The 13,876-nt window shown below is 61.1% G+C and carries 11 protein-coding genes, 1 tRNA gene and 1 pseudogene; 9 read left to right on the forward strand and 4 right to left on the reverse strand.

Features of this window, described 5'->3' with window-relative positions:
• The first annotated feature begins 115 nt into the window (after positions 1-115).
• The 4 genes and pseudogenes from EKL15_RS12555 to EKL15_RS12570 all read left to right on the forward strand — a co-directional run bounded on the left by EKL15_RS12555 (position 116) and on the right by EKL15_RS12570 (position 3,553).
• Positions 116-1,333: an MFS transporter gene (locus EKL15_RS12555; protein ID WP_074442806.1), complete on the forward strand. Its 1,218-nt coding sequence runs from the start codon at positions 116-118 to the stop codon at positions 1,331-1,333.
• Positions 1,334-1,349: 16 nt separating this feature from the next.
• Positions 1,350-1,478: pseudogene (locus EKL15_RS12560) on the forward strand (NAD(P)-dependent alcohol dehydrogenase); the annotation flags it as partial.
• A 34-nt stretch (positions 1,479-1,512) separates the two neighbouring features.
• Positions 1,513-2,541: an alpha/beta hydrolase gene (locus EKL15_RS12565; RefSeq protein ID WP_004928673.1), complete on the forward strand. Its 1,029-nt coding sequence runs from the start codon at positions 1,513-1,515 to the stop codon at positions 2,539-2,541.
• 25 nt (positions 2,542-2,566) lie between these two features.
• Complete coding sequence (locus EKL15_RS12570; protein ID WP_147840136.1) at positions 2,567-3,553, forward strand: aldo/keto reductase; 987 nt, start codon at positions 2,567-2,569, stop codon at positions 3,551-3,553.
• A 195-nt stretch (positions 3,554-3,748) separates the two neighbouring features.
• On the opposite strand, the gene EKL15_RS12575 is transcribed toward EKL15_RS12570, so the two are convergent.
• Positions 3,749-4,669 (reverse strand): AraC family transcriptional regulator, encoded by a 921-nt coding sequence (locus EKL15_RS12575; protein ID WP_187322574.1) that lies wholly within the window; start codon positions 4,667-4,669, stop codon positions 3,749-3,751.
• Between the two features lie 105 nt (positions 4,670-4,774).
• Between EKL15_RS12575 and EKL15_RS12580 the strand changes: the two genes are divergently transcribed.
• Entirely contained in the window at positions 4,775-5,608 is an 834-nt protein-coding gene (locus tag EKL15_RS12580; RefSeq protein WP_203090062.1) for an oxidoreductase, read from the forward strand.
• A 96-nt stretch (positions 5,609-5,704) separates the two neighbouring features.
• Here EKL15_RS12580 and EKL15_RS12585 read toward each other — a convergent pair.
• The 3 genes from EKL15_RS12585 to dpiA form a co-directional block, all read right to left on the reverse strand.
• Positions 5,705-5,780 (reverse strand) — tRNA-Asn (locus EKL15_RS12585).
• 114 nt (positions 5,781-5,894) lie between these two features.
• Entirely contained in the window at positions 5,895-8,984 is a 3,090-nt protein-coding gene (locus EKL15_RS12590; RefSeq protein ID WP_203089557.1) for a beta-galactosidase, read from the reverse strand.
• 102 nt (positions 8,985-9,086) lie between these two features.
• Positions 9,087-9,773 carry a two-component response regulator DpiA gene (gene dpiA / locus EKL15_RS12595; protein ID WP_021505854.1) on the reverse strand — a complete coding sequence of 229 codons (687 nt, stop codon included), beginning with the start codon at positions 9,771-9,773 and terminating at the stop codon, positions 9,087-9,089.
• Between the two features lie 313 nt (positions 9,774-10,086).
• On the opposite strand from dpiA, the gene citC reads away from it, so the two are divergent.
• Genes citC through citF form a run of 4 tightly spaced genes read left to right on the forward strand, consistent with a single transcriptional unit; the run spans position 10,087 to position 13,874 of the window.
• The gene (gene citC, locus EKL15_RS12600) at positions 10,087-11,157 is read left to right on the forward strand and encodes a [citrate (pro-3S)-lyase] ligase (protein WP_004940809.1); all 1,071 of its coding nucleotides are present in this window, start codon (positions 10,087-10,089) and stop codon (positions 11,155-11,157) included.
• The gene (citD, locus tag EKL15_RS12605; protein WP_019452464.1) at positions 11,157-11,465 is read left to right on the forward strand and encodes a citrate lyase acyl carrier protein; all 309 of its coding nucleotides are present in this window, start codon (positions 11,157-11,159) and stop codon (positions 11,463-11,465) included. The genes citC and citD overlap by 1 nt, the downstream gene beginning before the upstream one ends.
• Positions 11,449-12,369, forward strand: a complete 921-nt coding sequence (citE, locus tag EKL15_RS12610; RefSeq protein ID WP_016927085.1) for a citrate (pro-3S)-lyase subunit beta — start codon at positions 11,449-11,451, stop codon at positions 12,367-12,369. Before citD ends, citE begins: the two co-directional genes overlap by 17 nt.
• Positions 12,369-13,874, forward strand: coding sequence for a citrate lyase subunit alpha (gene citF / locus EKL15_RS12615; protein ID WP_203090065.1), 1,506 nt, complete (start codon positions 12,369-12,371; stop codon positions 13,872-13,874). The genes citE and citF overlap by 1 nt, the downstream gene beginning before the upstream one ends.
• The last annotated feature ends 2 nt before the right edge of the window (positions 13,875-13,876 follow it).

Consider the following 13,876-nt stretch of genomic DNA (forward strand, 5'->3'; position numbering starts at 1 on the left):
CGCAGCACCTTCCGTACCGCGATTATCCCTCTTAACCCGTCCCCGTATGCCGTTTCAGCTCTTCCTGCAGCGCGGGGCACAGACTTCATGTTATCTACTGAAAAGAAATCCCTGAATGAGTAATAAGACAGACGAAAACAGAAAAAAAAACACCGGAAGCGGGAAACAGCCTGCGCACTGGAGTGGTGTCTTTGCCATGACGCTGTGCGTCTTCGCCCTGATCGCCTCCGAATTCATGCCGGTCAGCCTGCTGACACCGATGGCGCAGACCCTTCGTGTCACCGAAGGCATGGCCGGACAGGGCATCGCCATTTCCGGGGCATTTGCAGTGGTAACCAGCCTGTTTATTTCCGTGCTGGCAGGCACGCTTAACCGGAAAACGCTGCTGCTCGGCCTGACCTGCATTATGGCAATTTCCGGTGCTGTTATTGCGATGGCACCCAATTACCTGACCTATATGGCGGGCAGGGCCCTGATTGGCATTGTGGTCGGCGGGTTCTGGTCGATGTCGGCCGCGACGGCAATGCGTCTGGTCCCGGTGCATCGTGTTCCGCTGGCGCTGGCTATTTTCAACAGCGGCAATGCTTTGGCTACCGTCGTGGCTGCCCCTCTGGGCAGCTGGCTCGGATCGGTTGTTGGCTGGCGGGGCGCCTTCTTCTGCCTAGTGCCGGTCGCCATCATCGCGTTTGTTTGGCAATTACTCAGTCTGCCTTCCATGTCGGTCACCCGTCAGGCGGCGGCTTCCCGCAACGTTTTCACGCTGTTTCGTCGCCGGGTGGTCACGCTGGGCATGCTGGGTGTGGGGATCTTCTTTATGGGGCAATTCACGCTCTTTACCTACATTCGGCCTTTCCTTGAGACGGTGACGCGGGTGGATGCCGCAACGGTGACCCTGGTCCTGCTGGTTATTGGTGTCGCGGGTTTCATCGGCACTACGCTGATTGGCCGGGTGTTAAAACGCGGGTTCTACCCGACCCTGATGGCCATCCCGGTACTGATGGCCATCACCGCGCTGGCACTGATTGCCTTCGGCAGTCAGGTAGCCATCGTGACGGCGCTGCTTGGGCTGTGGGGGCTGATTTCCACTGCCGCACCGGTGGGATGGTGGGCATGGGTTCCGCGTACCTTCCCTCAGAATGCCGAAGCGGGCGGCGGACTGATGGTGGCGATGGTGCAGCTGTCCATTGCTCTCGGTTCGACGGTGGGCGGCCTGCTTTTCGACCATCACGGCTACCAGAGCACCTTCCTGGCCAGCGCCGCGATGCTGATTATCGCAACCGTACTGATCTTTCTGACCTCGCGGGCAGACACTTCTGCCGCAGACCATTCATAAACCCAGGAGTAATGCCATGACAGTTAAAGCTTACGGTGCCCATGCGGGCACACTGCCGCTGGAGCCGATGGATATCACCCGTCGCGCCCCCGGTGCCCATGATGTGCAGATTAATATCGCGTACTGCGGCGTCTGTCATTCGGATAACGCCACCCTGGCTTAATGATAAGGAGACCATCATGAAAAAATTTACGTTAGCGCTGGGGCTGTTGATCAGTGCATTTGCTTCCTCTGCGGCGGATATGTCCCGTGGGGCCGATAATTTTTATAAAAGCGATAAGGTGACGCAGCAAAAAGTCACCTTTAAAAACCAGTATCAGATGGCCGTGGTCGGCAACCTGTTTATCCCGAAAAAGATGAACCAGAATACCCGACACCCGGCGATCGTCGTGGGTCACCCGATGGGAGCCGTTAAGGAACAGAGTTCGAATCTTTATGCGCAGAAGCTGGCGGAGCAGGGGTTTGTCACGCTGGCTATCGATCTCTCTTTCTGGGGCGAAAGCGAGGGCAAACCGGGGCACCTGATTTCACCGGAAATCTACACAGATGATTTCAGCGCGGCGGTTGATTATCTAAGCACACAGCCGTTTGTCGATCCGGATAGTATCGGTGTATTAGGTATCTGCGGCAGCGGAAGTTTTGTTATCAGTGCTGCCAAGATTGACCCGCGTATGAAAGCCATTGCCACCGTCAGCATGTATGACATGGGGGCTGCATTTCGCAACGGCCTCAACCATTCCCAGACGCCGGAACAACGAAAGGCCTTTATCCGGTCAGCCACAGAGCAGCGTTTAGCAGAGTTTCAGGGAGGCGAGACGGCCTACATTCCCGGTACCGTGAATACACTGGACGCTTCAACGCCGGATATTCAGCGTGAGTTTTTTGATTTCTACCGCACCGAACGCGGTGGTTACACCCCGAAGGGTGAGAAAGAAGCACTGACGACGAAACCGATGTTGAGCAGTATCGGCAAGTTTATGAACTTCTATCCGTTCAACGATATTGAAACCATTTCACCGCGTCCGATGCTGTTTATCACCGGCGATCGGGCTCACTCAAAAGAGTTCAGCGAGGATGCATTCAAACGCGCCGGTCAGCCTAAAGAGCTTTATGTCGTACCGGGCGCAGGGCATGTCGATCTCTATGATCGTACCGACGTGATCCCTTTTGACAAACTGACAGACTTTTTCCGTAAGAACCTGCAATAACACGTTCAGTTAAGGAGCATCTGACATGAACTATAAACATCTGGGTCGTACCGGTCTGCGGGTGAGCCGCATCGGTCTCGGTACCATGAATTTCGGTGAGCTGACGGATGAGCCGGCCAGCTTCAGGATCATGGATGAAGCCGTGGATGCGGGTATCAACTTTTTCGATACCGCCGACGTCTATGGCGGACCGCAGTCGCCGGATATGGCAAAGGGGTACGGGACATCCGAAGAGATCATCGGTAACTGGTTGGCGCGCAGTGGCCAGCGTGATCGAATCGTGCTGGCCACGAAAGTTTACCAGCCGATGGACACGGGCCCGAATGACAAATACCTGTCCGCTTACCATATTCGCCGGGCCTGTGAGGCCAGTCTGAAAAGACTGAAAACGGACCATATCGATCTCTACCAGATGCACCATATCGACCGGAACACCCCCTGGGAGGAGATCTGGCAGGCCATGGAACAGCTGATCCGTGAGGGTAAAATCAGCTACGTGGGCAGCAGTAACTTTGCCGGCTGGGATATTGCCACCGCACAGTGCACGGCTGATGCGCGCAACCTGCTGGGGCTGGCATCGGAACAGAGCCTTTACAACCTGACCCAGCGCACGGTTGAGCTTGAAGTCATTCCGGCACTGCGCCATTACGGCATTGGCCTGATCCCCTGGAGCCCGGTCGGGATGGGGATGCTGGGTGGCGTGCTGAAAAAAATTGCCGATGGCCGCCGGGCAACACCGCAGCTGCAGGCACAAATCAATCGCTTGCGGCCGCAACTGGAGGCCTGGGAAACGCTGTGTGATGAGCTGGGGGAGGTGCCCTCAGACGTCGCGTTGGCCTGGCTGTTGCAGAATCCCGTGGTTACCGCTGTGCTCAGTGGTCCGCGCACAGCTGAACAGCTTCGTCAGAATCTCAATGCCCTGACGTTGTCCCTTTCAGGCGATACGCTCAAAAGACTGGATACCATCTGGCCGGGACCGGGTGGGGAAGCCCCTGAAGCCTACGCATGGTAACCGTTATCCGTGTTAACAATTACCGGCCTTCGGGTCGGTAAGTACGTTATTTCAGTCAAATTTATTTATCACCTGAAGATGTTGTTCTTTGCTTTAATACTTTGATGTCCGCTCTCGCTCATAGTGGATTTTCTCCCCAAGTGCCGATCCGCCTGGCGCCAGAAGCGAACTATCGTTCGCCTGACCAAATAAGCCTCAGTGCGATGAAACAAATACCGAGGCAGGCTGCGCGGGCGGAATGGCGAAGTGATGCTGCATACGCTTTATCTCCTCTGCCGGTGGCAGGCCAAACAGACGCTTGAATTCGCGGTTAAATTGCGATGGGCTTTCATAGCCAACGGCGTAACTCGCGGCGGCGGCGGTGATTTGTTGGCGCACCATCAGCATCCGTGCCTGGTGCAGGCGTACCGATTTCACATACTGCATCGGCGGCATCTGCGTTATCGCCTTGAAATGGCTATGAAAGGTCGGCACGCTCATGCCGGCCCTCATCGCCAGCTGCGTCAGCGTTAACGGCTCCGCGTAAGCGGCATGGATGTGCTGCAACGCTTTACCGATTTTGCCAAACTGGCCCTGCAAGGCCAGCGCGGCACGCATTGCGTTGCCCTGTGCGCCTGTCAGCACGCGAAAATAAAGCTCACGCACCCGCGCCGGGCCGAGGATTGCCGCCTCAAGCGGGTTAGCCAGGACTTCAAGTAAGCGAAGTACGGCCATTTTTACCGCGCCGTCCATGGGGCTCGACATCATGCTTTGCGGCGCGACGGGAGGATGCGGGGCGCCATGCTGTTCAATCTGCAGCATCAGTTCCGCGGCAAGCTGAAAATCCAGATGCATATAAATCGCCAGCAGCGGATGTGCTGCCGACGCGTCGGTTTCCATCACAAACGGCACCGGCACCGAAACCGCCAGGTAGTGCTGCTCATCATATAAATAGGTCTGTTGACCGAAATAGCCGCGTTTGCTGCCCTGGCAGACGATCACGATCCCCGGATCGTAAAGCACCGGCGTTCTGGCAAGCGGGCGATCGGAACGCAAAATTCGCACATCAGGCAGGGCAGTGAGGTTGTATCCCTCTTGCACCGCAAGTCTATTCATCAGGGCAATCATGTCGGACATCCCACCACCTCATAAAATCAGGCAAGAAAAAGAGAAGATATGGCCTAAAAATGCGGCAGAACAGAGAATACCATGCAACCTTCATGGTTCATGGGAGTTCTTTTTATGGCATCTGCAAAAACGATTTTAATCACCGGCGTCAGCAGTGGCTTTGGCCAGGCGCTGGCGCGGGAAGCCCTCGCCGTAGGGCATCGGGTTGTAGGAACGGTGCGCAACAGCGGAGCACTGCAGGCTTTCAGCGAGCTCGATACGCAGCGGGCTTTTGGCTATCTGCTTGATGTCACGGACGTTGAGCGTATTGATGAGGTGGTTGGAGAGATAGAGTCCGCCGTCGGCCCGATAGATGTGCTGGTGAACAATGCCGGTTATGGCCACGAAGGCATTCTGGAAGAATCCCCGCTTGCAGAGCTGCGCCGCCAGTTTGAGGTCAATGTGTTTGGCGCGGTGGCGATGATCAAAGCCGTGCTGCCGGGCATGCGCCAGCGCCGTCGCGGCCACATTATCAATATCACCTCAATGGGCAGTTTCATTACCTTGCCCGGTATCAGCTATTACTGCGGCAGCAAATTTGCACTGGAAGGGATATCAGAAACTTTAAGTAAAGAGCTTGCCCCGTTCAACCTACACGTGACCGCCGTGGCGCCGGGCTCGTTTCGGACGGACTGGGCCGGGCGTTCAATGGTACGCAGCCCTCGCTGTCTCCCGGACTATGACGCGTTATTTGAACCTGTTCGTCAGGCGCGTCAGGAAAAAAGCGGCAAGCAACTGGGCGATCCCGTGAAGGCGGCTCACGCCATGCTGGCATTGATCGAGAGCCGGAATCCACCCACGCATCTGTTGTTAGGCAGTGACGCATTAAGTTTGGTGCGGCAAAAGCTCGAGGCGTTAGGCAAGGAAATTGAACAATGGGAGAAACTCACCCGTTCAACGGATGGCTGAACGGTTTCGGGTAGGGAGAGTGCAGGGGATCATCGATGATGACCGCCCAACAGCAAAAAGCCCGCTCAGGTTTCCCTGAGCGGGCTTCTCTAAATATGGCTCCTCTGACTGGACTCGAACCAGTGACATACGGATTAACAGTCCGCCGTTCTACCGACTGAACTACAGAGGAATCGTTTGAACGGGGCGAATAATAGCGAGGCGCCGTCGGCATGTCAAAGGCGGATTACACATTCTGTGACTGTTTGCTTACAGAATGCGCAACCCGTTGAGTTTTTTGGCAGATTTAGCTCTCGGGCGCCCGAAGCAGGCGCAGCTGATAGCGGTAAACGCCGGCGGTGAGCAGGTAATCCCGGTGCACGCTCGGGCTCCAGGAATCGTCGCCGCCCACCCCCATGTGGAAGCCGTCCAGATGCAGCCAGGTGCCCGCTTCCGGCTGCAGCAGGTGCTGGTGGCTGCAGGCCATCAGCTGTTGCAGGCCGTAGCGGCTGAGCGAGAAGTGGAAGCGGCCGTCGATGCGCCAGCCGCCGTAGCGCAGGCTGCGGGTGTCGCAGCGCAGGCCGTTCTCGCCGGGGAAAATATACGGCGTGTGCAGATCCTCCAGTGGCAGGCGCCAGCGCCCGTGCTGCGCGGCCAGGCGGCGATCCGGGTAGTTCTCGTGCGGGCCCAGGCCCAGCCATTCCGCCTGCGGTTGCACCGTCGCCAGTTGGCAGTGCAGGCCGATGCGCGCCGGTGGCGGCAGAGTATCGGCCACCTCGACCTCCACGCTCACGTTCACCGCGCCCAGCGCATCGAACAGCCACTGTTTGCGGCTAAGCAGCAAAATCTGTCCGTCCACGCCGAACTGGTGTTCGCTCACCACCCGCACGCCGTTTTGCAGCGCATCGGCCTGCAGCCGCGTGCAGCGTTCCTCCAGCCGGTACAGGCCCGCCAGCTTCCAGCGTTCGACCCAGGCGTTGGGATCGATATGGTCCGCCTCGCTGACGCCGATGTCGTTATCGATCGGCGCGCGCGCAAAGCCGTCGCGCAGCGGCGTCAGCAGCTGCGGCTGCTCATTCTGCCACCACTGCGTCAGGTGGCCGCTGCTGCGCTCGAAGCGCCAGCGCTGGTCGCTGTGGGTGAGGGTCAGCCCCTGATCGTCTTCAATCAGCGTGGGCGGCACGCCCTGCGGCGGCGGCGGCGCGGGATGCAGCGCGCGCGGCACCCGCCACTGATCCCAGGCGCAGCGGTGGTGCGCTTCGGACCAGTCGGTGGCCTGCGGCTGCACCACCTCCACGTTCAGCCACAGCTCGCCGGGCTGATGCAGCATCGGCAGGCGATCGAGCAGGGTGAAGCGAGCGCTGCCCTGCGGCGGCAGCGCCAGATCGAAGCTGCCGCTGGCGCGCTCCACGCCGTCCAGCTCCAGCCGCCAGTTGAGCTGCTCGTTGTCGGTGTGGCGGAACAGGTAATCGCTGGTGACGGTCAGCGTCAGCGCGGCGGCGTCTAAGGTGAAGCGGAACAGCTGCTGCGCCCGCTGCGCTTCGAACAGCGCCGGGTGCGGGGTGCGATCCGCGAACACCAGCCCGTTCAGGCAGAACTGGCGATCGTTGGGGGTATCGCCGAAGTCGCCGCCGTAGGCCCAGTACTCTTCGCCCTGGGCGTCGCGACTGATCAGCGCCTGATCGACCCAGTCCCAGACAAAGCCGCCCTGCAGGCGCGGATAGTGGTGGAACGCGCGCCAGTAACGCTCAAAGCCGCCGAAGCTGTTGCCCATCGCATGGGCGTATTCGCACAGGATCAGCGGCCGCTGTTCCTCCGGCAGGCCGATCCACTTGCCGATCGCCCATTTGGGCACCGCCGGGAACGGCTGATCCTGATCCACTCTGGCATACATCGGGCAGATGATGTCGGTAGCGGCGGTGTCGGCGCCGCCGCCTTCATATTGCACCGGGCGGGTCGGATCCTGGCTTTTCACCCAGCGGTACAGCGCGTCGTGGTTCACGCCGTGGCCGGACTCGTTGCCCAGCGACCAGATAATGATGCAGGAGTGGTTGCGATCGCGCTGCACCATGCGGGTGACGCGCTCGCTCATCGCCGGCAGCCACAGCGGATCGTCAGCCAGGCGGTTCATCGGCTGCATGCCGTGGGTCTCGATATTGGCTTCGTCCACCACGTACAGCCCATAGCGGTCGCACAGCCGATACCACAGCGGGTGGTTGGGATAGTGCGAGCAGCGCACCGCGTTGAAGTTGTGCTGCTTCATCAGCAGGATGTCGTGGCGCATCGTCGCCTCGTCCATCACCTGGCCGTGGCGCGGGTGATGCTCGTGGCGGTTAACGCCGCGGATCAGCAGCGGCTGCCCGTTGAGCTTCAGCAACCCGCCGCTGATTTCTACCTGGCGGAAGCCGACGTCATAGGCCTCCACCTCGATGACCTCCCCCTCGGGTGAGAGCAGGGTGACGGTGGCGCGATACAGCGCGGGCGTTTCGGCGCTCCACAGCGCCGGGCGTTCTACCGGCAGGCGCAGCGTGACGCGATCGTTATAGGCGCCGCGCTCGTCCACGATCTCGCTGCCGAGCGGCTGGGTGCGTTCGGCCACCCGTGCGCCATCGCGCCACAGCTGAACCTGCACTTGCAGCGGGCCGGGCCGGCTGGCGCGCGCCGTCACCACCAGTTCGCCGCGGGTAAAGCGGTCATGCAGCGGCGTGGTGATGCGCACATCGCTCAGGTGCGCGGCGGGTTTGTGCAGCAGGCTGACGTCGCGGAAGATGCCGCTCATACGCCACATGTCCTGATCTTCGAGATAGCTGCCGTCGCACCAGCGCAGCACCATCACCGCCAGCCGGTTTTCTCCCGGCTGCAGCCACGGGCTGAGATCGAACTCCGCCGGCAGGCGGCTGTCCTGCGAATAGCCGACCCAGTGGCCGTTGCACCACAAATAGAACGCCGAGTTGACGCCGTCGAAGATGACGCGCGTCTGGCCGGCGGCCAGCCAGGCCGGATCGACGCTGAAGGTGCGCGAGTAGCAGCCGGTTGGGTTGTCTTCCGGCACGCGCGGCGGATCGACCGGGAACGGGTAGCGCACGTTGGTATAGATCGGCGCATCGTAGCCGGCGAGCTGCCAGTTGCCCGGCACCGCCAGCGGGGCGGCGTCCGGTAAATCCTGCTGCAGCCAGCCTTCCGGCGCCGCCTCTGGGCGCGGGAAATAGCTGAAGCGCCACTCACCGTTCAGCGATCGGCGGCTGGCGCTGGGGGCATCGTCGCGCGCGTCTTCCACCGTGCGCCAGCTGGCGAACGGCGGGTGGGCGTCCAGCCGGCGGTAGTGGGTGCAGGCCGGGTTTTGCCAGTCACGGCGGGCGAGGATCTCGGTCAGGGAAGCAAGGGGCGCAGCGGGCATCGGCGATCGTCCAGTCGGCTAGGTGATGTTCACCAAGATGCTGACCGGCGCATAAAAAGTAAAGCGGTTACACGCAACCTTGCAAGGGCGATCAAATAACCGTTAATGCGGTTCGCCGGCGCGGTAGATCCGCTGTGGGCGGCCGACCTTGCCGTAAATGATCTCGGCGCGCAGCTGCTGCGCGGCGGTGCAAAACTCCAGATAACGGCGCGCGGTGGTGCGGCTGAGCCCCATTTTTTGCGCAACGCTTTCAGCGGTGTGGCGCGCGGCGGGTTCGGCAAACAGCGCGCGGACCTTGCCCAGCGTCAGCTCGTCGATGCCGGCGGGCAGCGCCGCCTGCTGTTCGCCGCGGGCGTAGGTGTTGAACATCTCGTCGATGCGGCGCTGGTTGAGGCGCGCTTTGTCCTTCAACGCTTCGCGGCGCTGGCTGAAGCGCTGCAATGTCTGGCTCAGCCGGTCATAGGCCAGCGGTTTGATCAGGTAGTCGAACACGCCGTAACGCAACGCCTCGGCCACGGTGGCCATGTCGCTGGCGGCGGTGATGAACACGATGCCGCCGCGATATCCGCTCAGCGTCAGTTCGCGCAGCAGGGTGATGCCCTGGCCGTCGGGCAGAAAGTTGTCCAGCAGGATCAGGTCCGGCTTGAAGCGCTCGGTCATGGCGCGCGCCTGCGCCAGGGTGCCGGCCAGCCAAATCTGGCGGCAGCCGCCGTTCTGGCGGATAAACTCCGCGTGCATTTCCGCCAGCGGCGTTTCGTCTTCAACGATCAGGATGTTCAGCCATTCCATAATGAAACCTACTATTGCAATCAAGATGCTAAATGAATGTAAGTAAATTGCGGCGCTAAATAAAGATTATCTCAATAATAAACACCATAAGATTAATTAAGCAAATAAAGAACATTAAATAACTTATTAACCGGAATCGGTTTGTGAAATAGGTCAATAATCGGCGTTTTTTTTCTGTTTACCATTGATTTATCGAACGCGAGACGGCGTTTATCTTCATGGTTTTTAAGGTTTTAATTACCTTTGTTGATGTTAATTAAAATGCCTTTTTGTATTTAATTTGTTGTTTGCCAGTTAACCCAGAGAGCGTGTTATGTTAGGCGATGCCGTATTTAATCGGGTAAAGCGATCGGATCATAAAGCGATTTCGGAAATAAGCGCCTTCTTGCGCAGTAACGATCTGAATATCGACACCACGGTTGAAATATTTATTACCGTTACCCAGCACGACAAATTGGTCGCCTGCGGCGGCATCGCCGACAATATTATCAAATGCGTCGCCATCAGCCCGCTGATGCGCGGCGAAGGGTTGGCGCTGGCGCTGGCGACCGAGCTGGTGAACCTGGCCTACGAGCGCCACCACACTCAGCTGTTTATCTACACCAAGGTGCAGAACGAGCCGCTGTTCCGCCAATGCGGTTTCTACCCGATCGCCACCGTGCCGGGCATCGTGGTGCTGATGGAAAACAGCCCGTGCCGCCTGAAGCGCTACGCCGCCCAGCTGGCGAGCCAGCGCCGGCCGGGCGACACCATCGGCAGCATCGTGATGAACGCCAATCCCTTCACCCGCGGGCATCAGTATCTGGTGCGTCAGGCGGCCAAACGCTGCGACTGGCTGCACCTGTTTTTAGTGAAGGAAAACACCTCGCGCTTCAGCTATGAAGACCGCCGCCGGCTGGTGCTGGCCGGCACCGCCGATATCCCCAACCTCACGGTACACGAAGGCTCGCAGTACGTGATCTCGCGCGCCACCTTCCCCTGTTACTTCATCAAGGATCAGGGCGTGGCCGATGACTGTTACACCGAAATCGATCTGAAGATCTTCCGCCAGTATCTGGCGCCCGCGCTGGGCATTACCCACCGCTTCGTCGGCAACGAGCCGTTTTGCGCGGTGACCGCGAAATATAACCGCGACATGCGCTACTGGCTGGAAACGCCGGCGTTGCCCAGCCCGCCGATCGCGCTGGTGGAAATCGAGCGTTTGCAATATCAGGGCACGGCGATCTCCGCCTCCTGGGTGCGCAAGCTGCTGGCGGCGGGGGACTTCCACGCCGCCGCGCCGCTGGTGCCGCCGGATACCCTGTACTACCTGCAGGATCTGCAAACGCAGCGCCGGGCCAAGGCGGCCCCGCATCCTTTTGAGTCCGCACAATCAGGTGAATGATGAAAATTATCCGAGAAGCAATGGCCGGCACGCTGGAATCCAGCGATGTCATGGTGCGCATCGCGCCCGCCGAGGGGCCGCAGCACGATCTGTTGATCGCCAGCAGCGTGGAAAAACAGTTCGGCGCGGCGATCCGCCACACCCTGCTGGAGGTGCTGCAGCGCTATGAGGTGGAGCCGGTGCAGGTGATCGTCGACGACAAGGGGGCGCTGGACTGCGTGCTGCGCGCCCGGCTGGAAACCGCGCTGATGCGGGCCTGCGAGGGCGGCCAGCTGCCGTGGGAGGCGAAAGATGAAAACGCTGAATAAAACCCGGCTGCGCCGCAGCATGTTGTTCGTCCCCGGCGCCAACGCGGCGATGGTCAGCAACGCCTTTATCTACCAGGCCGATGCGCTGATGTTCGATCTGGAAGACTCGGTGATCCTGCGTGAAAAAGACGCGGCGCGCCGGCTGGTGTACCACGCGCTGCAGCACCCGCTGTACCAGGAGGTGGAAACCATCGTGCGCGTCAATGCGCTCGACTCCGCCTACGGCCTGGCGGACCTGCAGGCGGTGGTGCGCGGCGGCGCGGACATCGTGCGCCTGCCGAAGACCGACAGCGCGCAGGACGTTGTCGACATGGAACGCGAGATTGCCGCCATCGAAGCGGCCTGCGGCCGGCCGGTCGGCAGCACCGGGCTGTTGGCGGCGATCGAATCGGCGCAGGGCATCACCAATGCGGTGGCGATCGCGCATGCTTCGCCGCGGCTTATCGGCATCGCGCTGGGGGCGGAAGACTACGTGCGCAACCTGCGCACCGAACGCTCGCCGGAGGGCATCGAGCTGCTGTTCGCTCGTTGTTCGCTGCTGCAGGCGGCGCGCGCCGCCGGCATTCAGGCGTTCGACACCGTCTATTCCGACGCCAATAACGAAGCCGGCTTCCTGCAGGAAGCGGCGCTGATCAAACAGCTCGGCTTCGACGGCAAATCGCTGATCAACCCGCGCCAGATTGAGCTGCTGCACAACCTGTACGCGCCGACCGCCAAAGAGGTGGCGCACGCGCAGCGGGTGGTGGACGCCGCCGAAGCGGCGGAGCGGGAAGGGCGCGGCGTGGTGTCGCTCAATGGAAAAATGGTCGACAGCCCGGTGATTGAACGCGCCCGGCTGGTGCTGGAGCGCGCCGCGCTGTCCGGCTTACGGGAAGAACCGGCGCAGCACGGGGAGGAAGCATGATGAACCGCCAACAACGATTGATGACCTTCGCCAACCCGGCGGATCTGCCGGGCTATCAGGACGTGTCCAAAGCCAATCTGCAGGCGCGCAAACCGCGCGATCTCAAGCTGTGCGACTCCTTGCAGGAAGCGGTGCGCCGCAGCGGGCTGCAGGACGGCATGACCATTTCCTTCCACCATGCGTTTCGCGGCGGCGATTTGACCCTCAACCAGGTGATGGAGACGCTGGCGGCGATGGGGTTCCGCAACCTGACGCTGGCGTCCAGCTCGCTGACCGACTGCCATGCGCCGTTGGTTGAGCATATCCGCCACGGTGTGGTGAGCCGCATTTACACCTCCGGGCTGCGCGGCCCGCTGGCGGACGCGGTTTCGCGCGGCCTGCTGGCGGAGCCGGTACAAATTCACTCGCACGGCGGCCGGGTCAACCTGATCGAATCCGGCGAGCTGAAGATAGACGTGGCCTTCCTCGGCGTGCCGGCCTGCGATGAGTTCGGCAACGCCAACGGTTACAGCGGTGAAGCCTGCTGCGGCTCGCTCGGCTATGCGCGGGTGGACGCCGAGGCGGCGGGCACCGTGGTGCTGCTGACCGAGCAGCTGGTGCCGTATCCGCGTCATCCCGCCAGCCTGGCGCAGGATCGGGTGGATCTGATCGTGCAGCTGGAGCGGGTGGGCGACGCCGACAAGATCGGCGCCGACGCCACGCGCATGACTTCGAACCCGCGCGAGCTGCTGATCGCCCGCCGCGCCGCCGAGGTGATCGCCGGTTCCGGCTACTTCACCGAAGGCTTCTCGCTGCAAACCGGCACCGGCGGCGCTTCGCTGGCGGTGACCCGGTTCCTGGAGGACAAGATGCGCGCCCGCGGCATTCGCGCCGCGTTCGCCCTCGGCGGCATCACCTCGACCATGGTGGATCTGCACGAGAAAGGGCTGATCGGCAAGCTGCTGGACGTGCAGAGCTTCGATCGGGCGGCGGCGACTTCGCTGGCGCGCAACCCGCGCCATATCGAAATCAGCGCCAACCAGTACGCCAACTTCAGCTCCAAGGGCGCCTCTGTTGATCGGCTCGACGTGGTGGTGCTGAGCGCGCTGGAAATCGACACCGGCTTCAACGTTAACGTGCTGACCGGCTCCGACGGCGTGCTGCGCGGCGCGTCCGGTGGCCACTGCGACACCGCCGCCGCCGCGCGGCTGGCGATCATCGTTGCGCCGTTGGTGCGCGGGCGCATCCCGACGCTGGTGGAGCAGGTGACTACCTGCGTCACGCCGGGCTCCAGCATCGACATTCTGGTGACCGACCACGGCATCGCCGTCAACCCGGCGCGGCCGGAGCTGGCGCAGCGTCTGCGGGAGGCCGGCCTCGAGGTGGTGAGCATCGACTGGCTGCGCGCCCGTGCGCTGCAGCTGACCGGCGAACCGCAGCCGATCGCCTTTACCGACAAGGTGGTGGCGGTGGTGCGCTACCGCGACGGCTCGGTGATCGACGTGGTGCATCAGGTGGCGGAGTAAGC

Source organism: Serratia sp. 4542, from assembly GCF_016805595.1.
Taxonomy (GTDB): domain Bacteria; phylum Pseudomonadota; class Gammaproteobacteria; order Enterobacterales; family Enterobacteriaceae; genus Serratia; species Serratia nevei.